Annotated in this window: 19 protein-coding genes; 6 read left to right on the top strand and 13 right to left on the bottom strand. The window is 49.8% G+C overall.

What is annotated here, in order from left to right:
- Positions 1–48 precede the first annotated feature (48 nt).
- Positions 49–2,127 carry a TonB-dependent receptor domain-containing protein gene (locus B5P39_RS00990; protein ID WP_088210131.1) on the bottom strand — a complete coding sequence of 693 codons (2,079 nt, stop codon included), beginning with the start codon at positions 2,125–2,127 and terminating at the stop codon, positions 49–51.
- Between the two features lie 312 nt (positions 2,128–2,439).
- Between B5P39_RS00990 and B5P39_RS00985 the strand changes: the two genes are divergently transcribed.
- The 4 genes from B5P39_RS00985 (at position 2,440) to B5P39_RS00970 (ending at position 6,701) form a co-directional block, all read left to right on the top strand.
- Positions 2,440–3,270 (top strand): substrate-binding periplasmic protein, encoded by an 831-nt coding sequence (locus tag B5P39_RS00985; RefSeq protein ID WP_088210130.1) that lies wholly within the window; start codon positions 2,440–2,442, stop codon positions 3,268–3,270.
- 245 nt (positions 3,271–3,515) lie between these two features.
- On the top strand, positions 3,516–5,495 hold the full coding sequence (locus B5P39_RS00980; RefSeq protein ID WP_088210129.1) for a sensor domain-containing diguanylate cyclase: 1,980 nt from the start codon (positions 3,516–3,518) through the stop codon (positions 5,493–5,495).
- An 85-nt stretch (positions 5,496–5,580) separates the two neighbouring features.
- Positions 5,581–6,165: an excalibur calcium-binding domain-containing protein gene (locus B5P39_RS00975; RefSeq protein ID WP_088210128.1), complete on the top strand. Its 585-nt coding sequence runs from the start codon at positions 5,581–5,583 to the stop codon at positions 6,163–6,165.
- 182 nt (positions 6,166–6,347) lie between these two features.
- On the top strand, positions 6,348–6,701 hold the full coding sequence (locus B5P39_RS00970; RefSeq protein ID WP_088210127.1) for a thioredoxin family protein: 354 nt from the start codon (positions 6,348–6,350) through the stop codon (positions 6,699–6,701).
- 7 nt (positions 6,702–6,708) lie between these two features.
- Here B5P39_RS00970 and B5P39_RS00965 read toward each other — a convergent pair whose 3' ends face one another.
- The 5 genes from B5P39_RS00965 to katG form a co-directional block, all read right to left on the bottom strand.
- Positions 6,709–7,221: a NifB/NifX family molybdenum-iron cluster-binding protein gene (locus B5P39_RS00965; protein WP_088210126.1), complete on the bottom strand. Its 513-nt coding sequence runs from the start codon at positions 7,219–7,221 to the stop codon at positions 6,709–6,711.
- Entirely contained in the window at positions 7,218–7,514 is a 297-nt protein-coding gene (locus B5P39_RS00960) for a DUF134 domain-containing protein (RefSeq protein ID WP_088210125.1), read from the bottom strand. The genes B5P39_RS00965 and B5P39_RS00960 overlap by 4 nt, the downstream gene beginning before the upstream one ends.
- 176 nt (positions 7,515–7,690) lie before the next feature.
- Positions 7,691–9,181 (bottom strand): ATP-binding cassette domain-containing protein, encoded by a 1,491-nt coding sequence (locus B5P39_RS00955; RefSeq protein WP_088210124.1) that lies wholly within the window; start codon positions 9,179–9,181, stop codon positions 7,691–7,693.
- A gap of 97 nt (positions 9,182–9,278) precedes the next feature.
- Positions 9,279–10,019: an arginine N-succinyltransferase gene (locus B5P39_RS00950; RefSeq protein ID WP_088210123.1), complete on the bottom strand. Its 741-nt coding sequence runs from the start codon at positions 10,017–10,019 to the stop codon at positions 9,279–9,281.
- A 204-nt stretch (positions 10,020–10,223) separates the two neighbouring features.
- Positions 10,224–12,443, bottom strand: coding sequence for a catalase/peroxidase HPI (gene katG, locus B5P39_RS00945; protein WP_088210122.1), 2,220 nt, complete (start codon positions 12,441–12,443; stop codon positions 10,224–10,226).
- A gap of 382 nt (positions 12,444–12,825) precedes the next feature.
- Here katG and B5P39_RS00940 point away from each other — a divergent pair, with 382 nt between their 5' ends.
- Positions 12,826–13,077, top strand: coding sequence for a DUF2999 family protein (locus B5P39_RS00940; protein ID WP_088210121.1), 252 nt, complete (start codon positions 12,826–12,828; stop codon positions 13,075–13,077).
- A 169-nt stretch (positions 13,078–13,246) separates the two neighbouring features.
- Positions 13,247–13,777: a hypothetical protein gene (locus B5P39_RS00935; RefSeq protein ID WP_088210120.1), complete on the top strand. Its 531-nt coding sequence runs from the start codon at positions 13,247–13,249 to the stop codon at positions 13,775–13,777.
- 178 nt (positions 13,778–13,955) lie between these two features.
- Here the strand turns inward: B5P39_RS00935 and B5P39_RS00930 are convergent, their stop codons facing one another.
- The 7 genes from B5P39_RS00930 to B5P39_RS00900 form a co-directional block, all read right to left on the bottom strand.
- The gene (locus B5P39_RS00930; RefSeq protein WP_088210119.1) at positions 13,956–14,360 is read right to left on the bottom strand and encodes a carboxymuconolactone decarboxylase family protein; all 405 of its coding nucleotides are present in this window, start codon (positions 14,358–14,360) and stop codon (positions 13,956–13,958) included.
- A gap of 195 nt (positions 14,361–14,555) precedes the next feature.
- Positions 14,556–15,539, bottom strand: coding sequence for an HAD family hydrolase (locus B5P39_RS00925; RefSeq protein ID WP_088210118.1), 984 nt, complete (start codon positions 15,537–15,539; stop codon positions 14,556–14,558).
- Between the two features lie 34 nt (positions 15,540–15,573).
- Complete coding sequence (locus B5P39_RS00920; protein ID WP_088210117.1) at positions 15,574–16,998, bottom strand: BatD family protein; 1,425 nt, start codon at positions 16,996–16,998, stop codon at positions 15,574–15,576.
- Positions 16,995–18,716, bottom strand: coding sequence for a VWA domain-containing protein (locus B5P39_RS00915; protein WP_088210116.1), 1,722 nt, complete (start codon positions 18,714–18,716; stop codon positions 16,995–16,997). Before B5P39_RS00915 ends, B5P39_RS00920 begins: the two co-directional genes overlap by 4 nt.
- Entirely contained in the window at positions 18,709–19,716 is a 1,008-nt protein-coding gene (locus B5P39_RS00910; RefSeq protein ID WP_088210115.1) for a VWA domain-containing protein, read from the bottom strand. Before B5P39_RS00910 ends, B5P39_RS00915 begins: the two co-directional genes overlap by 8 nt.
- A complete protein-coding gene (locus B5P39_RS00905; protein ID WP_088210114.1) occupies positions 19,703–20,221 on the bottom strand; it encodes a DUF4381 domain-containing protein in 519 nt (172 codons plus the stop codon). Before B5P39_RS00905 ends, B5P39_RS00910 begins: the two co-directional genes overlap by 14 nt.
- The gene (locus B5P39_RS00900; RefSeq protein WP_088210113.1) at positions 20,218–21,210 is read right to left on the bottom strand and encodes a DUF58 domain-containing protein; all 993 of its coding nucleotides are present in this window, start codon (positions 21,208–21,210) and stop codon (positions 20,218–20,220) included. The genes B5P39_RS00905 and B5P39_RS00900 overlap by 4 nt, the downstream gene beginning before the upstream one ends.
- Positions 21,211–21,214: the final 4 nt, after the last annotated feature.

Here is a 21,214-nt window from a genome sequence, read left to right as displayed (position 1 = left end):
GCGTATAGACTGGTGCTAGCAATGGTCACTCGAGAATGGTCACTCAAGTTAGAAACGATAACTGACACTCACCCGCACCATACGCGGCTCCACGGGATGATAATGCAAGTCCTCCACGCCTTCAGCAGGCTCACCCGCTAAGCGAGACTCGTAGAAATAATCGATATCGTGGTCTTTGCTATCAAATATATTCAATAGCTCGAGTTTAGTATCGAAGCCCGATAACTGATAACCAAGGGCAAGGTTCACTAAGGTTGTGTCATCGGCTTTATGTTCATCAAAACTATCGAGAATTCGCTCACCTAAATATCTCAGCCTGACACTGGTATACCAACCATCGCCATCGGGACGATAGGTAATGCCCGCACTGCCAACAAAGGGCACTGCGCCATCGACATATTTGCCTTCATCGAGTTCATTTTCGGTAAAACGGGCACGGGTCCAGGCCAGTTCCATATCTAAACTCAAATCATCGTTAAGCCAATAATAGGCTGTAACTTCAACGCCGTAACGCTCAGAGGCGCGGCTGGGTTCGGTATTGCCCGCATCGCCGACGAAGAGTAGTTCAGAGTCGAGTTCCAAATACCAAAGCGCCGCCGAGAAGTTAATAAAGTCGCGATCATAGTATTTGACCCCAAACTCGCCGCCATTGGAGCGCACTAACAAATCGACCTTTTCAACCGGATCGCCCGTAACAGGGTCAACCTTAATGGTTGCACCGCGGGCATCGTTAGAATGCAATCCCTGCCCCGCATTCATATAGAGTTCCAGATTATCGTTCACTAGGTAGGAAGCGCCCGCCTTTAAGCTCAACATGCCATCGGAAGCATCACCGCTATTGAGGGGATTATCACTATCGACCTGCACATCGAAATAGTCGTATCTCAAGCCTAAATTTAAACGCCATTGGTCAGTTGGTAACCATTCCAGCTTGCCAAACAATCCCGTGGAGAGCTCCTGCACTTCATCGAGCCTCACAGTGCTAAGGCGTTCCCGTGCTTTAGTGTTATATAAACCCACGGCACCAATATCGTCGTAGCGCACATCGGCACCTAGACTGTAATAGATTTGTGTCCCCGCCCGACTCATCTGCCAGTCGCGTTTAATATCGCCGCCCCAAATGGTGCGCTCATCGACCTGCTCAAATTCATCGCCATTGATGGGATCGTTTAAGAAGTAGGTAAAGTTTGAAAACAGATCCATGGTCGAGCGTATGGCATAGGCATTGGCCTGCCAGTTACCGGCGTCATAATTCGCCGAAATGCTATAGCGACTGGCATCACCGCCCACATCGGTGTCGAGTGAACCGTAAAAATCAATCAGCCCAGACTCCACCGCCCGCGCCGGAATTTGATCCGCCGAATTCCAGCTATTGTCGTAGGCCATCATAGTGAGGCTAAAGTCCCCGCCATTAAGCTTGGCAAGATAGCGGCCTACCACATTGATTTTGCTAACATCTTCCTTAATATCACTCCAAGGGCCATCGTAAGCCTGCAACTCTGTTCCTAAAATAAATCGGCCGACCTCGGTCTTCATATCCTGAGTGGCCACCAGCCGTTGATAACCGTATTCCCCTAAGGTCACCCCAACTTGGCGATAAGCGAGTTCATCGGCGAGCAAAATTTGCGCCGCACCCGCGCCGGAAAAGTCCGCCACTTCAGGATAATAAGCCCCTTTGGCATAACGGATTTCCCCTAATAGCTCAGGGATTAAAAAGTTAAGATCCGTATAACCTTGACCATGGCCGTGAGTCCGCATATTGACCGGCATACCTTCGACACGGGTATTAAAATCTGTGCCATGGTCTAAGTTAAAGCCGCGCAGAAAATACTGATTCGCCTTACCCGAACCACTGTGCTGAGTAACTATCATCCCTGGGACAAACTCGAGGATCTCCCCCGTGCGCAGTAGCGGGCGACTCTCGATTTCCGCCGCACCCACTATCCCTTCCGACGCCGAAGTACTATGGCCTAAGGTATTAATTTGCCTGCCACGCACTTCTAAACGCTCAATATTATCCGCGCTGTCGGCCATGGCTAGGTTTGATAAACCACAGAGGGGTAATAACCAAATACCTGATAAATAAACCTTGGCTCGCTTTCCTGCTACTGTCTGGAGCGACTTCATTTTTCCTTCCCGAGTCAACGAATTGATGACGCGGATTTAACGCTGTCTTCACAGATAAAAAGCAGATCGAGCTCAAACTCTGCTGAATAAAAAATCACCACCAGCAGTTATGTTTCAAATTTATGTGCCACATCGCACGTTATTATGAGCAAAAGGACAAAATGTCCGTATCGAGATCACAGTTATTACCTGCTTCGCGCCACTCGCGCCATTGCTTCGGCCATGGAGGCAATCGACAAGAGGTAAAAATCCCTGAACCGAAAAAGTAGGACTAGCTATACTTTAAGCAATTAAAAAGGTTAAGGATGCCGTATGGAGACACCTAGTCACGCCGAGGGAAACATGGCTTATCTGTTAAAGATGCTGCTGGGGATATCATTGAGTCTAGCCTTGTGCTTGCCAATTAAGGCGAACGACAACACCAACACCGAGACACTCACCACAGGCAATCTGCCCACTATCACCATGGCGTTTTATGAAGATCCCTCCGATAACCTGTATTTTCGCTGGGGCGAATTAATTTATACCGAAGCCTTTGCTCGCCTAGGTTATCAATTTCGTTATCAAGTGGTTCCGCCCATACGCGCCAGCATGATGGCCGATACAGGGAAAGTCGATGGGGAACCCGCCAGAGTATTTGCCTACGGGTTGAAATATAAGAATTTAATTCGTGTAGAAGAACCCATACTCGAAAGTAAACTCACCGCCTATGCCATCACCCCCAATATCCAACTAACTGACTGGGGCTCACTGCTCAACCATCCTTACCGAATTGAATATTATCGAGGAATTTTCTATATCGAGCAGAAACTTGAAGGACTAGTACCAGCGGATCGGCTGACCACTTCCTCTTCCCCCATCAATTCCTTTCGTCGTATGCAGCGAGACAGAATCGATATCTACATAGATACCGAAGCGATTGGGGAAAACGTATTGCAACATGCTGAATTCCAACACAGTAAAATTCATCCCGTGGGTGAGTTGGAGGAGCTCATCAGTTTCGGTTACCTGCATAAGCGCCATAAAGCATTGGCAGTGAAACTCAGCGCGACCCTCAAACAAATGAAGCAGGAAGGTCTGTTCGAACGCTACAAACAGCAGGCCCATACTGAAATCGACCAAAGCATTGCCCACGAACAATAGATAACTCGCTTATAAATTACAGTATTTCATTTGGTTAACTTGAAAGTGCTTTAGCCTTTGCTACAGTCATACTTAATTCTACGAAATAGGGAGACAAAATTAGTTAATTATGGGGACCACTATCGCCTACTGCGATAAAGACTATCCAAGGAACAGATGAAAAACCAACAGGTTAATAACCATCTTCAACTTAACATGCGCCTATCTTTTCCTCGCCAACCTAGCCGTGGCGCTAGGAGTTCTGGATGAGTGGCAAGTTAAAGCAACTCATAGGTACATTGCAGCAACAGTCGCGCTCTACCGTCGCTAAGGTACTGTTGATTATTGGCATGTTTATCGGGATCTGCATCACCCTCGTCGTCCTAGTCTATATTCAGGGCAATATTTTCGATGGTGTGCGCACCTATGTCAGGGGCGAAGGACTCTGGGCGAAAGCGCAAAAAGATGCCACGTTTTACCTTATCCACTATTCCTACAACAAAAACGAAGTCGACTATCAGCGTTATCTTGCAGCAACGGCTGTGATGCTAGGCGACAGGCAAGCTCGCGAGGCCCTACTCGCCTCGCCAATCGATGAGTTAAAGGCCAAAGAAGGCTTTATCCAAGGTTTGAATGATGAAAGGGATACTGAATCTTTAATTTGGTTTTTTCGGCATTTTAACCGCACTCACTATATGCAACGGGCTGTAGAGATTTGGACCCTCGCCGACGAAAGATTTAGCACTATGATGTTATTGGCAGACTCGATGCACAATGAGGTTTCCCAATTTGGTGGCAGTCCACCAGACCTTAGTCAATATCGCCAGCAGCTTATCCAGTTAAATGAAGAACTACTCAGTTTAGAAATTGAATTCTCCTTAGTGCTTAGCGAAGGCGCTCGCTGGGTAAAACGCATTACCTGGCTAATCAGCTTAGGAGTCGTCTTACTCTTTATCACCATAGGTATTTTGGCCAGCAGGCAGATCATCCGTAACATTGCAAAATCTGAAAAACAGCTATTAATCAGTGAGTCACGATTTAGCAGCCTTAAAAACTCCGACACCATCGGCATTATTTCATGGCAGCTCGATGGCACCATCCACGATGCCAATGATCATTTTCTCCATATGTTAGGTTTTGACCGTGAAGACTTAGCCGCGGGTCTGATCAACTGGCGCTCACTCACGCCACCAGAGTTTGAGGCGAGGGATAACATCGCGATCGCCGAGCTTATCGAACTTGGCCACTGTCATCAGTATGAAAAACAGCTTATTAGCAAAACGGGTGCCCATGTGCCAGTCATGCTTGGTGCAAGCTTTTTAAATAGCAGCACCCAGGAAGGGGTCGCCTATTTTATGGATTTGACCAGCAGTAAGCAGGCCGAAGATAAACTGAGACTGGCCGCAACCGTGTTTAATGCCAGCACGGACGGCATCATAATCACAGACCCGCTGATGAGTATTATCTCTATCAATCAGGCATTTACCGATATAACCGGGTTGACTGAGCAGAGTTTACATCAAGATGCCTCACGCTTTATCAATACGGGGCATCCGAATGAAGATGCCTATCAGGCCATGTGCAATCTGTTACAACAGGGGGAGCAATGGCAGGGTGAACTAATCAAGGAAACCGAATCGGGTTATCTGCCCTTAAGTGTGCGGATAAACACGGTAAGGAATGAGCATAACCGACTGACTCACTTCGTGATTGTGATAACCGATATTTCGGAGCGCAAAGCCGAAGAAGAACATTTACGCCACATTGCCCACCACGATGCCCTCACCAATCTTCCTAATCGGGTGTTATTCCATACCAAATTGGAGCAGGCGATCGTCCATGCGCAGCGATCCGATGGGATCTTTGCCATTCTGTTTCTCGACTTAGATAACTTCAAACCAGTCAACGATGAATTTGGCCACGATGTCGGCGATAAGTTATTGCAGGAAGTGGCGAAACGGCTTACCAGTAACATTCGGCAAATCGATACTATCACTCGTCTCGGCGGAGATGAGTTTGTAATTCTGTTGGAACACTTACCCAATGAGGAAAGTGTGCCCATTTTGATCCGCAAAATCACCCAAGCACTCACGGCACCCTACATTATCCATAAACATAAATTGCACATCGGAGTGAGCATAGGCTCGGCCATTTATCCCTGCCACGGCACCGATGCCAAGAGCCTGATCAACTATGCGGATCAAGCCATGTATGTGGTTAAAAAAGCCAACAAGCTGGTGCAATAATCTCTGTCACATCCCAAATATCACCATTGACCTTAAGGTCAATCCCACATATAAAGAACGTAAATTAAGCACTTAGAGCAAACTCATGGAAAGAGGCATTTTAGTTCGTTGGAACGATGAAAAAGGATTCGGGTTTATTCAACCGGAACAACAGGGTAAAGACGTCTTTATCCATATTACCGTGCTTAAGCACATGGCGAGAAAACCTCAGGTTGGCGATAGCATTCTGTATCGCACCGAAGTACAAAATGATGGCAAAGTGAAAGCCATCAAGGCCTCTATCGAAGGGGTCGCCGTCTTAGCTAACACCAGTAAAAGCCCACGCCGCAATACAAATCCCCCGAGTCGCTCCCTATCAAATACCCTGCTGCCACTGTTATTAATCTTTGGCATCGGGATATTTGGTTTTAAAAAATATACCGAATTTGAGATAGCTCAGGCACCTAATAACACAGAGATAGAAACAACGCCCCTGTATGAGCCTCAAACTCAGCCTCAGTCAGCACCTCAGGCTCAGTTTCGCTGCGAGGCAGGTAAAACCCATTGCAGCCATATGAGCTCCTGCGCCGAAGCCACGTTTTACATCAAGAACTGTCCGAATACCCAAATGGACGGTGATGGCGATGGGATCCCCTGCGAGCGCCAATGGTGTAGTAAGTCTTTGTTTTAATATCCATGAAGGCGATGTACTGGCTCTGACTCAACACCAAATAAAAACTAATCCGCAGAGTTGAAAAGCTCAGCACGGCTTATGCTTCACCTGTCAGCTCTGAGTATATTTAGCCGTTGTAGTGTAGTAACCTTGGAATGGTTATCCCATCAGTTTGTAAGCGGTATTCCACAGGACACTCCATGCCTAACGCCCAAATCCATAACATTGAAACGTCCGAGCAACTCAACACTCTACTAAAGCAACATGCAGCAGTTTTACTCCTCTTTGGGGCGCCAAGCTGTGGTGTGTGTCAAGCCCTTAAGCCTCAGATTGCGGATTTGTTGGCGAGGGAGTTTCCCAAAATGGTGCTAGCGTATATCGATTGTGAAGCCCAAGGTGAGATTGCCGCCAGCTACCATGTCTTTAGTTTGCCGGTGGTAGAAACGGTATTTTACGGCAAAAGCTTTGGGCGTTTTTCGAAGGTGTTTTCCCTCGGCGAGCTCAAAGGGGCGATTGCCCGCCCCTATGGATTAATCGATGAGAACCAGCCTTAGGTTAGCGCTATTTTTGTAACTGTCTAAAGCCGCTGTACTGAATGGGCGAGCCAGAGATTGTCGGCGTCAAGCAAGATAATCCCATCGTTGCCGGACTTAACTTAGCGTTAGTGGTTTTACCGCTGCAACCACAGCCCCCTTTAGTACCACAGCATCCGCCCTTGGCTAGATGTTTTAGGGATGCACGCCCCTGTGATGCCGCAGTTAAACGCAAGTTCACGTCCCGACTCTGGGCGAGCAGAGCCACTATCGAGAGTTGATTATCCCCTTGGCTAACGCTGATCCCGGCATCAAGCAATTTACCTAACATCCGCTCGCCAATATGTTGCACCACCACAATATCGGTTTTCTGGGCGCGAATGGCATCTAACAAGGCTTTTTTATCTTGGCAATTGCCGCCAAGGGCGGGATTAGGGATAGAAAGTAAAAGCTGATGATTTTCATCGTAAAAGCTCACTTGCTGCGCCTTAGTAAAATGGCTGGCAAGCCGTCCACGACTAATAGGAAGGGCGATAATCATACTGGGTCCTTATCGTTTGAAACAGGTAACTTCAGCACCAGCCCTTGAGTGACAGCGGTCGCCACTTTTTTACGGGCACTAGCGAGTAGATAACCAAAGGTTTGCCGTGAGATCCCCATTTGCGCTGCGGCCTCAAGCTGACTCAGACGCTGAACATCGCCAAGTTCTAGAGCTTCGAACTCATCGGCAGCTAAAAGGATTTGGGATAAATTAGCCGCCGGTATGCCATTGGGTTTAAATAAGCTACAGGGCACGCAACTCGATAATTGGCGACACTTTTTGGGTCTTGGCATCTGTGATTGCACCTCAGGGGCAAATGTCGGTGCACAGAAAATAATAGTCTGTTCACCTCGAATAGTTTCTGGCGTACGCCAAAAACTATTATTGTCATTTAGGGCATCTATACCGAGGGAGTCATCACAGTTTTGTTCATAGAAATGATAAGTTTTAGTTCGAAAGATGAAATCGCTTATGAATCAGCTCCATAACTCACCGCCACCGAATAACCTTCATCCTGTTTGATAAAATCGACAAAGTTTTTGATGGCGGGCAAGGCATCTTCCCTATGGTGGGAAACATAGAGCAATTGGCTAAGATGGTGCTCGGCAATCATATCCAAAGCCCGCATCACTAAGGTGCGATTGATAAAGTCGAGCCCTTGATATGGCTCATCCAAAATCAATAATAACGGCTGTTTAATCAAGGCTCGGCCTATGAGCAATAGCCGCTGTTGACCGTAATCCAGTTTTTTAAAGCCGGTGCTAGCAAACTCACTCATATGCAATATCGCCAACCATTCCTTGGCCAGATCCAATTGGGGCTTAGTGGGCTTGTGATACAGGCCGATGGAATCGTAAAAGCCCGACAACAAGACATCGAGCGCCGAGCAACTGACGCGATACTGTAAATGTAATGCCGACGACACTATGCCAATCCGTTGTTTAATCTGCCATATGCTCTCGCCGCTGCCTCGGGGTCGGCCAAAGAGGGTAATGTCGTTGCTGTAGCACTGTGGGTGGTCACCCAAAATCAGCCCGAGCAGAGTGCTCTTGCCACAGCCATTGGGTCCTCGCACTTGCCAATGCTGGCCCGCACGAATCCGCCAATTCACCCCTTTAAAAATCAAGCCGCTGACATATTCAACCTTGCCGTTTTTAATGTCGACTATGGGATCAAACGCCTCGGCATTGTGGCGTTGACGCTCCATCAATGCCAAAAGTTCGGCGCTGCGGCTGGCCGAAAGCGCATTAAGTTGCGCCATTACAGGATGTGTATGCCACTGCTCAATCGACATGGGCGCGCTCAGTTGATGCACATGCTGACCCGATTTGAGCATATCGCTATTAAACAGCGCCACATGGCTAATACAGGGCGGCAATTCTTCTTGGCGTGAGGTGATAATGAGTAGCTGCGTATGTTTAGCAACCTCCACCAACAGCTGCGACAGGCTAAGTTGATGTTCTATATCAAGCCCTGCGTAGGGGTCATCTAAAATCAGTAAGTTGGGCTCAGTTGCCAGCGCCCGCGCCAACATCACCCGCCGGGTTTCACCGGTCGATAACTGCCGAAACCCGCGATGCTTTAAATGCGTTAATTCGACTTTCTGTAAAATAAGTGCCAAGTGTTCATCGTGAAGGCAGCATTCCTGCACCAGTGACTCGACCGTCGAACCGTAATCGAGTTCATCCTTTTCTAATTCCCGCTCCAGCAGCGCCTGTTGCAAACCGAGTGACACCCAGCCAATTCGCGCGGGCAAGCCGGTAATTTGTCCCGCATCGGGCTGAATATCCCCCGCCAATATTCGCCCAAGCAGTGAGCCGCTATAGCTGTCGGTCGCAAAAATCGCCCAATGCTGCGCAGGCATTAACTGCCAATCTTCAACCACTAACAATTCATTGCCGCGGCCGTAGCGTAATCCCTTAACGGCTATCGCCTGAGAGTCTGTGGTGTGATACTGCATTGAATACGTCCTTTGGGATGATTTTTATCCAAGTCTAACAAGCTGTTATCGTTTTTGTCCCTTCGACTTTATGCAAAGGGACAGATATAAACAGGGATCAGGGGCGTAATTTTATATACAACTCGCCCTCGCGAATTTGAATATCTTCGACGCCGTCGGCAAAGGCATTCCAAAAGCCTCTGTCGCCAAACTCACTGACAAGATTGACATTCTTCATATTGCCTAACCAAGCATTAGGAATAGGTACGCCCATCAAGCTTACGCCCACCAAAGACACACTCGGACGACGATTGGCATCGAGATGGATATCGAGCCCAGCATTGACCCGTAAAATCTCCCCCGCCATCACAGGAAAGTCCCTTGGGATCGGCACGAGGATTTTGGCACTGGCTAAATTATCTGAAAAATCAATGGCAATACGCTGGGCAAAGTCGGGATTACGGCCAATGATGGCATTGACTTCACGCTCGCTAAAACTCACTTGCCGATCTTCAGCGCGCTCGTGGTAGGGTTCGGGTTGTAAATCGTCACTCGAGGACGACTTAGTCGGAGCCTTTGCCTGAGTCGAGGCCTTACGCTCTGGCTGCCAACCTAACTGACTCAGTTTATCCTCAAGCTTGGCCTCTTCTTTGGTTGATAAACTCACAGGCGTCAACGGTTTAGGGAAGATATAACTGCGAACTACAAAAAAGGTAATCCCCACGGTGAGTACTATGGTCACCAGTATCATCAACAAGACTTGAACACCGGTAAAACCCTGTTGCCACAGCCCCAAACTAATGGGCTTACGTGAGCGGTACTCTGGCCTTGCCAAATGGGGGCGAGATGTTGAGAGCATATTCGTTTCGCTGTAAAGAGATTTCCCCCGATACTACTTGGCTAAGCGGCATAAGGAAACGCCTAAGGCCAACAAGCGAGGTCTTCAGCGAAAACTCATTTCAAGTTGAGTGAGGATAGAAAGATAAAAGTCCACCCATGCACAGGGCACGGATGGACTTACGAGAGCTGAACTCACGGGTGATAAAACCCAGAGTAATGCCGCTTAGATATCGAAGCGATCGGCGTTCATCACCTTATTCCAGGCTTTGATAAAGTCTTGCACGAATCTGTCTTGTCCATCTTGGGCGCCGTACACTTCAGACACGGCGCGCAGCTCTGAGTGCGAGCCAAAGACTAAATCGACGGGAGTTGCGGTCCATTTCAGTTTACCGCTCTTACGATCTTGCCCTTCGTAGATGCCTTCTTGCTTCTCTGACTTGCTCCACTTGGTCGACATATCGAGCAAGTTAACGAAGAAGTCATTGCTTAAGGTGCCAGGTTTATCGGTAAACACCCCGTGTTTCACGCCTGCACTATTGGCATCTAAGGCACGCAGACCACCCACCAGCACTGTCATTTCCGGCACGGTCAGATTAAGCATGTTCGCACGTTCAATCAGCATCTCGGCGGGAGAATGGCTGCTGTCCTTCGAATAATAGTTACGGAAACCATCGGCCGTTGGCTCAAGTACCGCGAAGGATGACACATCGGTTTGCGCCTGAGTCGCATCCATACGTCCTGGAGTAAATGGCACAGAAACAGTCACACCCGCCTCTTTCGCAGCCTTTTCGACCGCCACGCTACCACCGAGAACAATCACATCGGCCAGCGAAACCTTCTTGCCACCTTTCAGTGAACCGTTGAAATCCTTTTGAACTTTCTCCAATTTAGCCAGCACCTTAGCTAACTCTTTAGGATTGTTCGCCTGCCAGTTCATCATTGGCTCTAAACGAATGCGTGCGCCGTTTGCACCACCACGCATATCGGTACCGCGGAAGCTGCTGGCCGACGCCCATGCGGTTCTCACCAATTCGGGGACCGTTAAGCCAGAAGCCAAGATTTTGTTACCTAAGGCTTTGATATCGGCGTTATCGATTACAGGGTGATCAAGGGCTGGGATCGGATCCTGCCAAATCAACATTTCCGCTGGTACATCGGCACCTAAGTATCTTGCCTTGGGTCCCATATCGCGGTGAGTTAGCTTAAACCACGCCTTAGCGAAGGCCAGCTCAAACTCTTTTGGATTTTTAAGGAAACGAGTGGTGATTTCGCGATAGCTTGGATCTTCCTTCAGCGCGATATCGCTAGTGAACATAATTGGCGCATGGCGCTTGGATTTATCATGGGCATCCGGTACTAAGTTAGCCCCTTTGCCATCTTTAGGGATCCACTGAATATGGCCTGCTGGGCTCTTAGTTTGTACCCAATCGAAACCATAGAGGTTTTCTAAATACTGCATGGTCCACGCCGTTGGATTAACAGACCAAGCGCCTTCTAAACCGCTGGTAACTGTATCTTCCGAGTGACCTTTACCGCACTTGTTTTTCCAACCTAAACCTTGTGCCTCAACACCGGAAGCGGCGGGATCGGCACCGACACATTTAGAGGGATCATGCGCCCCGTGTGCCTTACCAAAGGTGTGACCACCCGCGATCAGCGCCACGGTTTCCTCATCATTCATCGCCATACGGCCAAAGGTGTCACGAATTTCCTTCGCCGAGGCTAATGGATCTGGCACACCATTCGGGCCTTCAGGGTTAACATAAATTAAGCCCATTTGGGTCGCGCCCATTGGCTTAGCCAGTTCGCCCTTTTCATTGCGGCGTTTGCTATCTAGCCAGGCTTTCTCTGAACCCCAGTTCACCTGTTCCGCTTCCCAGTCGTCGACACGACCACCGGCAAAACCAAAGGTTTTAAAGCCCATAGACTCCAGCGCCACGTTACCCGTAAGCACCATTAAGTCGCCCCACGAAATCTTGCTACCGTATTTTTGTTTGATAGGCCACAGTAGGCGACGCGCCTTATCTAAGTTCACGTTATCTGGCCAGCTATTTAATGGCTCGAAACGTTGCTGACCACCTGCGGCACCACCGCGGCCATCAAAAATCCGATAAACACCCGCGCTGTGCCACGCCATACGAATAAAGAAAGGACCATAATGACCATAGTCTGATGGCCACCAATCCTGAGATTCTGTCATCAGGGCTTTGATGTCTTTTTTAACGGCGTCGAGGTCTAAGGATTTAAAGGCTTCGGCGTAGTGATAATCACTACCATAAGGATTTGATTCAACTGCATTTTGACGTAGCGGGCTTAAATTTAGCTGTTCAGGCCACCAAAATTGATTACCCGTGACTTGCTCTTGTGCGATAGCGGTGCCACCAAATGCCAACGACATAGCCAAAGTCAGCGCTGACAAGCTTGGAATAGTGCTTTTCTTCATGATAATTACCTATTTCTTCTCGTTAAGGACATATCTGCCTGCACAGATGTGTGTCGTTTGTTTGCTGCATTAGGGCAAACATCAACCCCATGTCTCGTTGTGTAAATCTCGGGTAATGCATGAAACCGTCACCACAATCGATGTCAGAAAGTGTAGTGATGCGCGCTAACTATATGAAATAATTAAAATCGATGATTGGAATCGCCAAAATAGATTAACGATTGTTAATTTATGAAAGCATTATCAAAATACCGGTTTAGGGCAATCCATGCGGTATCGGGGTAAACAGCAATTAAGCCGTAACTTTACGGCCGTACCACCACTGAGGCGTAACTGTGATAAAATGGCCGCCGTTTTCTGTTAACTTCGACAAGGTATTGCAATGAATCCCATTATTGCCATCTTAAAAGAACACAATGTCACTGATGCAAAAATTAACGAGCTTTTTCAAGCGTTAACCGATAATCCTCTCATGGCGATGGGCATTATTGGTCAGCTTGGGATCCCGCCCGAAAAACTGCAGCAACTGATGGCGTTGGTAATGCAAAATCCTGCGTTAATCAAAGAAGCCGTACTCGAGCTAGGTCTCGATTTCGCTAAGGTTGAAGCCGCCAAGGCGAAGCTACAAAAATAATGCTGCTCCAGCCTATGGCTTAAAAAGGTAAAGCGACATTCGCTTTACCTTTATCTCCTATCCCACGCTGTTACATAAAGATATAAAAACCTTATCGTCCCTCGCGGACAATCTTTGCTAGAGTGTTGTGACATGCCATAGTGGCTAAAAGTGACAACGAGGAAGCAAGATGCGCCCACATACTCCCCTATTAGCACTACTATTGCCCGTATTGTTGCTCGGTTGCCAAGAGCAGACTCAGGCGCAAAATCCGCCGAGTGTGGAACCCGCCGCGCAAAGCTCTGCCAAAACGGACACTGCACAAACAAGTGCCGCTCAAACTGACACGCCCCAAAAAGTGACCACCGAAGAAAAGGCGGCCACTGTGGATAAGCGCGATAGTCCGCAGCTTCATAGTTCTGCCGACAAAGGTTTTATCAAGCCAAGTATTTCACCACAAGGAGAAGGCGTAATGCTGCAAGGCACTGTGAGATATATGAATTTAGAAGGTGGATTCTGGGGCATCATCGCCGACAACGGTCAGAAAATCTTGCCGAAAAATCTGCCGCAGGACTACCGCAAAGACGGATTACGCCTCAGTTTCACCGCGCAGGAAATCACAGGCATGATGACCATTCAGCAGTGGGGTACACTGTCGAGTTTGAGTGACATCACAGTTATCGGCCAAGTGGAGAGTCAATCGGCGGATCCACGACTCTAACAAGCGTTGGCCTGAGTTTGAGTCACAATCGACACCCAAAAACTCAGGCCAAACTGATTGAACATCTAACATCGAACAAATGGCATCCCCTCGTTCAGGCAGGGTCTCCTAAGTACGCACAGATAAGGCGATGGATCCATGCCTGGCTCTTCAAAGTATACATGCCAAACGGGTCACATTAAGACTGACCCGACACCTTGGCCTGCTCAGCCTGCCACTCTTCAATCACTTCTTTTGCCGCCCGAAAGGCCTCAATGCCCGATGGCATACCGCAATACAGGGTTGAATGTAAAAGCACTTCTTGGATTTCCTCCACAGTGCAACCGTTACGCAATGCGCCGCGCACATGGCCTTTTAATTCGGTCGACGCTTTTAATGCGGCGAGGGTCGCTATAGTCACTAGACTGCGAGTTTGCCGAGAAAGCCCCTCACGCACCCAAACCTCGCCCCAACAGTTCGCCGTCACCAACTCCTGTAATGGACGCGTAAAATCCGTGGCACTGCTCAAGGCCTTATCGACGAAGCTATCGCCCATCACAGCGCGGCGCACTTCTAACCCTTTCTCGTATTGTTCATCGTTCATCAATTCAATCCCTGTGTTATCCAATCTCAGCTAGCCTACTCTAGGGAAGATAGCGCGCTCGCGCCATACTCCTTAGGTGGATGCTCGAAATCACTGACGCAAAAATAACAATGGGTTTATTCCGATAGGATGAACCCATTCAATGCGAACTTTTTCAAGCGATGAGTTTAAGAACCCATCTGCCAATCTGAGGCGTTAGGGATAAATACGCTTCCAATCGGCTTTCATATCGACCATGGGCCAGCTTTTGGCCGCAGCCTCATCTAAGCCTTTGTTTAACTGACCAATATGGGAGTCACGGTCATATTTCCACTCACGCTTGTCATCGGTATGGTGGATATACATAGGTAAGCGTAAGCCGTCACCAGCGGCGGTCCATTGCAACATGGCTAGGTCGCCATCCGAGTTACCAAAGGCGGCTATGGGTCTGCGGCCTATACGCTCATATATTTCCTGCACTTTCATTTCTTTATCGTCGTTAACCAAGAAATTTGGCATGCGTTTTAATGTCGGCTTACCGTCGACCAAGCTGAACTCGGTCTCAAAGGTGCTCCCCACCACTTGCTCTGGGGGAATATGGTAAACGCCTTCCACCCAAGCCCGCATAAAACCAGTACCGCCGCCGGAGACAATAAAGGTCTTAAAGCCGTTAGCACGCAGGTAATCCAGCAGTTCTAACATAGGTTGGAACACCATTTCGGTGTACTTTTTCCCTGTTGTCGGGTGCTTGGCCGTCGCAATCCAGTCCTTCACAATGGCATCGAACTCATCCGTAGTCATGCCCGTATGAGTCGCATAGAGTATCTTAATCAGATCTTCGGTATGCTGCTTACTCACATCGCCCTTAAGCACGCTGGCGTAAGGCTCCTCGGTTTGCCATTCGGGATGGCTTGGGGCCAGCGTTTTGAGGCGATCAAGGGCAAACAACACCTGAAAATACATAGGTTGCTCTGACCATAGGGTGCCGTCGTTGTCGAAGGTCGCGATCCGCTCGGCTTCTGGCACAAAATGTGGAGAGTTTTTATCCGTCACTTGCTGCACAAACTCCATAATGGCCGCCTTGGCCTTGCCATCGTTCCAGGATGCCAAAGGGTCACTCTGGGCCGCGTAAGCTTGCCCCACCAGCAACATACTAACGAGTAACAATATCCAATTACGGTATAGTCGTATGATTCTCACAGGGTATCTCCTTATTACTATCTGTAATATCCCTCTATGACTCAGAGGCTTTGGGTTCAGATAACGCTTTTCCAGCTGGTACTTTTTCGGTTAGTAAGGGTTGTTTCTCTAATGCGACGAGCGCCTTAGGTAAGGCTAACCCCATTCTGGCTCGCTTAATGCGCTTCCAGAGGTAGATAAAATCCGCCCGACGAGTCGAATGGGTTTGTAGCCTCAGGGCCGCAGCTTGCCAATCTGGCTCTGTCGATACCGATGTCATCGCCAGTAAGTGTTTGCGCCGACGTAAGCGTCGGTACAAGAGTGCTCGACAGGTTTGCCACTCACCGCGGCGCAGAGCGCGGTAAAACACTAACCACACAGGAATGGGATGGGTTTGGTAATACGCTTTCCCCCAGCGCATCAATAACCCCAATATCGCCGCGCTTAACAGCAGGGTTAACAATGTCCATGCGTGGTACTTCAACCAAGAACTCAGGGTATGCTTGACCTTAATCGTCTTCCCTTCCAGCACTATCTGCTCCAACTGGCCACTTTGGGTGTTCCACCACCAGAGTCGATACTCGGGCCAACTCACATCGCCGCCATGTTGCAGTACATAGGTTTGGCTATCGATTCGGCTCGACACATAACCTTCACGGCTTTGTTTATCCGCAAGCTCGGGAGAACTGGGATACAGCTTCCAATCGGGAGAAGCTTGCGCCAGCATAAGATTGGGCAGCAGCACAGATAGTGAATCATTGGCCTCAATGTCTATGGTGCGCACTAGGCTATCCCCCACCTTGAGCACCTCAGCCTCATTTGGGCTCCACTCCTGCTGCACTTTGACGTCCGATGCCGCAAACCAAGCCTTTGTGCTGGCAAGCTCGGCACTGGGCAGAGCCACCCGAAATCCCATCGCAGGGGTTGTAAGCGTGACAGCTTGTTTGTCGCCATTGACGCCAGCAACCTGAGTAATGACTGTGGCTTCTGGCACGTTAAAGTCACCGCTGGTTTGTGGATAGAGGGCGATTTCCCAGCGCTGCCGCGACCAAGTCTGGCCGTCTTCCTGCTCGGTATAGTTAACGGCAAAGGTATTGCGTTGCTTCACTAACACATTGGGGATTTCAATGCCCTTTATCTGAGTGCCCGAGGTAAACCAGCGGTTGGTCGACACCTCAATCTGCAACAGTATCTGCTCCGTCGGCGCCCATAGCTTTTCAGTTCCATCGGGATTTGCATCCGGTTTGTCACCCAACCACGCCTTCACTTTGACCGCGGTGGCGGGCTCAGTTGGTAGGGCATCGTCCGCCTGCGCATGGGTTACGAGCAGCAAACCATTCAATACTAAGCTGATGAACATCGAAGCGATAACTCTTCTGGCCATCAATCTCGCACCTTTGACGACTGGCCTTATCGGCACTCGCACTCTGCCGCCAAAGAGTGTTTTGTCGCAGCGCAGTGCACTGATTGCATGACTCATGGCTGCAACCCTCCCTTGGCGTTATCGGTGCTCTGCTCGCCCTTAGGTTGCAGGTTTTGCAGCTGAAACTTCGCCCGTAAAAATTGTTCAGGATTAGCCTCGACTCGCTTTAGCCAGACTTCAGCCAATTTAGGATCGCCCAACATCTGCTCCGCCGTCAGGTTTTGCGACTGCATTTTATCCTGTGAGGTTTGTTCATCGGCGCCTTCGGCGGTCTGCGGCTGATCGTCCGGCAACTCGATGGAGGTTTCCTGATCGTCCATACTGTTGGCTTGGGAGGCACTCGCTTGATTGATTTCATCGATAAGCCCCTCAATAACCTTAAGATTATGCTCGATATCGGCTTTTAGCTCGGGAGCAATATCTTGCTTTTTCGCCAGCGTCCTCAAGAGCTTACGCGCCGCGATATATTCCCGCTGCCGCGCTAATGCGCTGGCGGCGTAATAGGCGCCGAGATCGGTTTGGACCTGCATAAAGGCCGAGTGGGCGAGCTTATACTCGCCGCCATAGTAGTAGGCGATGCCCTTGTTGAGCACCGAATGGTAAGCCGCTGCCGCCTTGGCAAATTCGCCCTGATTAAACCAGAATGCGCCCTGTTGATCCGGCGTTAACCACAGATCCAACCACCATTGCCAACTCCGCTCGGCAAAGCTGACTTGTGTCACTTGGGTCTCGGTGGCCGCCTTAGAAACGGTGATTTCGGCATAGACCTGTTGCGGCGCAATACTTGGTAGCGTTAACGCTAACACTAGGCTCCACTTCACTAACCAGCCCCGGCGAAACCACAGCAAACTGAGCAGGGCTAAGGGCCAAAGCAACCAATAGCCTTCATCTAACCAAGGCATGCTGGAGTCATTATTGAGCATGCTAAAGCGCTCAATTTTGCGCTCAAGCGCCTGAATATCCGCATCATCTATTGTCATGCGATACAGACTACCGCCCGTGCTATCGGCCAAGTTGGCAAGGGAGTCAAAATCCACCGGCACCTGCGATTGAACATCGGGATCGCCGATCGCCAAGATCAACAGTTGATAGGGAGGCTGTTCAAACTGCTCGGTAAAATACCGCTCAAACGCATCGATAGTGAGTTGGTCAACGCCATCGGTGAGCAGTAAGACACTGTTGCCCGCATTCGCGGGTAATTGCTCAGCGAGCTGACTCAATGCTGTTTGCGCCGCCTTGCCCGATAACGGCATCACCTCAGGGCTGATCGCCTCAAGGTAAGGCTGCAACACCTTAGCGTCGCTGGTGACTGGCATAGCCACATGGGCGCTGCCCGCAAACACCATCAACCCCGTCTTACCGCCGCTTCGCGCCGCGATTAAATCTAAGATCTTATGTTTAGCGCGGCTGAGTCTATCCGGCGCCACGTCCTGCTGTTTCATACTCTCACTGCTGTCGAGTAACACCATCAGCGCGGCATCGTCCTCGCCGAAGGGCGACGCTTCGCGCTCCCAGGTCGGTCCCGCACAGATAATCACTGCCAATAACAGCAATAACATTAAGATTTTCAAAGGTAACTGACTACGCCAACTGCCTTGATTCAGCGTGAGCGCACTGCGTAAATGATTGGGAAAAAACACCAGCCGCTGCTGCACATCATCCCGGCGCCAACGCAGCATCAGCACAATGGCGAGTGGAATGAGGGTTAATAACCAAAGTGGCCGAATAAAATGAAACTGCGCCAACATTTGCAGTTCTAAATGCCAATCATTCATTGGCCACCTCGGCGCTGCTAAACATTTGCCGCAGCGTCATCCAACTGAAAATCAACAAGTGCAGGGCGAGTACGATGGCAATCAGGTAGTAATGCAGGGTAATTTTCGGGCGGAAACTGGCACTGCTGTATTGCTGTGGCTCCAGCTTATCGATCAGCTGATACGCCTTATCCAATTCCGCTTGGTCGATGGCGATAAAGGCGCGCGCCTGAGTGAGCTGCGACACCCTTTGGACCACCTCCATATCCATTGGCTGTTCGCCCACATGGGTTGGATCGCCCATGGCGATGGTGTAAATCTTGATGCCTCTAGCGGCGGCAATCTTGGCGGCATCCACGGGTTCGACAAAACTGCCGGTATCGTTACCATCGGTCAGCACTATCATCACCTGCTGCTCCGATGGCTGCGGATTTTGCTCGAACACTTTAATGCCAAGACCAATCGCATCGCCAAGATGGGTACTCTGCCCCGCCATCCCCGTTTGCGCCTCCTCTAGCAAGCTTAACCACACCTGCTGATCGGCGGTAAATGGCGTTTGGATAAAGGCGGCATCCCCAAATAAAATCAGTCCAAACCTGTCGCCACTGCGTTTGGCGATAAATGTTTTTAAGACGTTTTTCGCCGCATTTAAGCGGGTTAAGGTATTGCCATCGGCGGTGGTAAAATCCGCCTCATCCATGGAGCCAGACAAGTCGACCAACATCAGGACGTCCCGCCCGAAGGCTTCGCGGGTTTGCACTTCACCTAGGATACTGGGCTTAGCCAATGCGGTGACAATCAATAGCCAAGAGAGGATCAGCATGCCCCGCTGCCAATGTTTCGGGCTGAGCAGGCCAGCGGCAACTTTGGGAGTCTCGTTCAATGCCCGAAGGATTTCGGTAAAGAACGGCACTTTGATCGCATCTTCGCGGCTACGATATGCGGGCACAAACCAGTACACCAGCACGGGCAGCGGCAACAGGATAAACGCCCAAGGATAGGCAAACTCAAGCTGATCCATGGCGAGCCTCCGGCACTTGATGCCCACTTAACCACTGGCTTAGCCCTTGGCGCACAGCGCTAAACTCGGGACGAGTGGCATGAGGATCTTCAAGGCATTTTAGCCACTGCTGAAACGATTCATCGCTCGCTAGACTAGCCTTCGTATGGTAGCGCCCCATCTGCTCAAGCAAGGGAGCACCGTAGAGGGAGGCGTTTTTCGGCTCCAAGTAGACCATCACGATTTTAATAATCTTCATCATCTGCGTCGGCCAATGTGGGTCCTCCGCCGACAGACTCAGCAAGGCCGTAATCGCCTCCTGGCGGTAACGGTTTCGCCACCAGAAAATCCCCTTGAGATACAGGCGATAACCCAGATACAGCAGCAATGCCAGCAGCAATATCTGCCAGCCCAGAGTCTGTGGCCACCAGCTCACAGGATCGGGCTGAGCCACATCTTTTAACTCCCTCAGCATGTAGCTACTGGGAGGAGACTGAGTTGCGCCAAGCAGTAAGATTTCCATCATTGGATATCACTCAGGGTACGAGCCAGTTGCAGCAGATGATCGCCTTGGGTGCCGATTTCAATAAAGGGCATACGCTGCATCGCCATCAGATTTTTGAGTTGGGTTTGTTTTTCAAGATATTGTTTTTGCAGCGCCTTATTCACCTCGGCCGTTTGTTGCCCCTTCTGTAATGCCAACTGATATTGGCCATCACCCACCACCCAAGTGCTGCTGACACTGTCCTCGGGCACATGGGTTTCCATCGGATCAGAAATAAAAATACACAGCACATCATTATGCTGCTGCAGGTACTTTAACTGTTTGAGGGATTGGTTATCGGCATCGGCAAAGTCGCTGACAATCACTAGCGTTGCGGCCTTGAGTCGGCGCTGACTTAAAATTTGCATCCACTGGGCGAAACTTACCCGTTTGCTATCTCGGCTCGCCGCACTCAGGGAATGATTGGCTTGGATAAGTCTATCTAATCCCAATAAAAAATGTGCCGTACCACGCTTTGCCGAGCACCAATGCAGCTGCTGAGTTGCGGATATCAACAGCCCAACCCTGTCGTTATTGGCCAGCGCGAGCCAGCCCATTAAGGCCGCAATTTCGGCGGCCACGACGGATTTCATATGGCTCACCGAGCCAAAATACATGGAGCTACGTTGGTCGACACAGAGGATCACTTGGCGATCTTTCTCTTCGGTGTAACTGCGCACATGGGGCTTACCCGTGCGCAGGGTGACTTTCCAATCCATTTGGCGAATATCATCACCCAGTTGGTAGTGGCGCAGCTCCTCAAAGTTCAGCCCGCGTCCCCGTTGATGTGATTGATAACGCCCAGAAAGGTGCGCCCGAGAGTAACGCAGGCTAAGCAGTTTGATTTGCGTCGTCTGCCCCTGCAATCGCACCAGTTGCTGCAAACTGGCATAGATACGGGGATCCTCTTGCTTAGCTGAAGATAGGGACGACTGAGATCGAGCGGATGCGGCAAGAGATGCGAGCGCCATAGCC

This window comes from Shewanella sp. Shew256 (assembly GCF_002196695.1).
In the GTDB taxonomy this organism is placed as follows: Bacteria; Pseudomonadota; Gammaproteobacteria; order Enterobacterales; family Shewanellaceae; genus Shewanella; species Shewanella mangrovisoli.
This window is presented reverse-complemented; position numbering and strand designations above follow the sequence as displayed.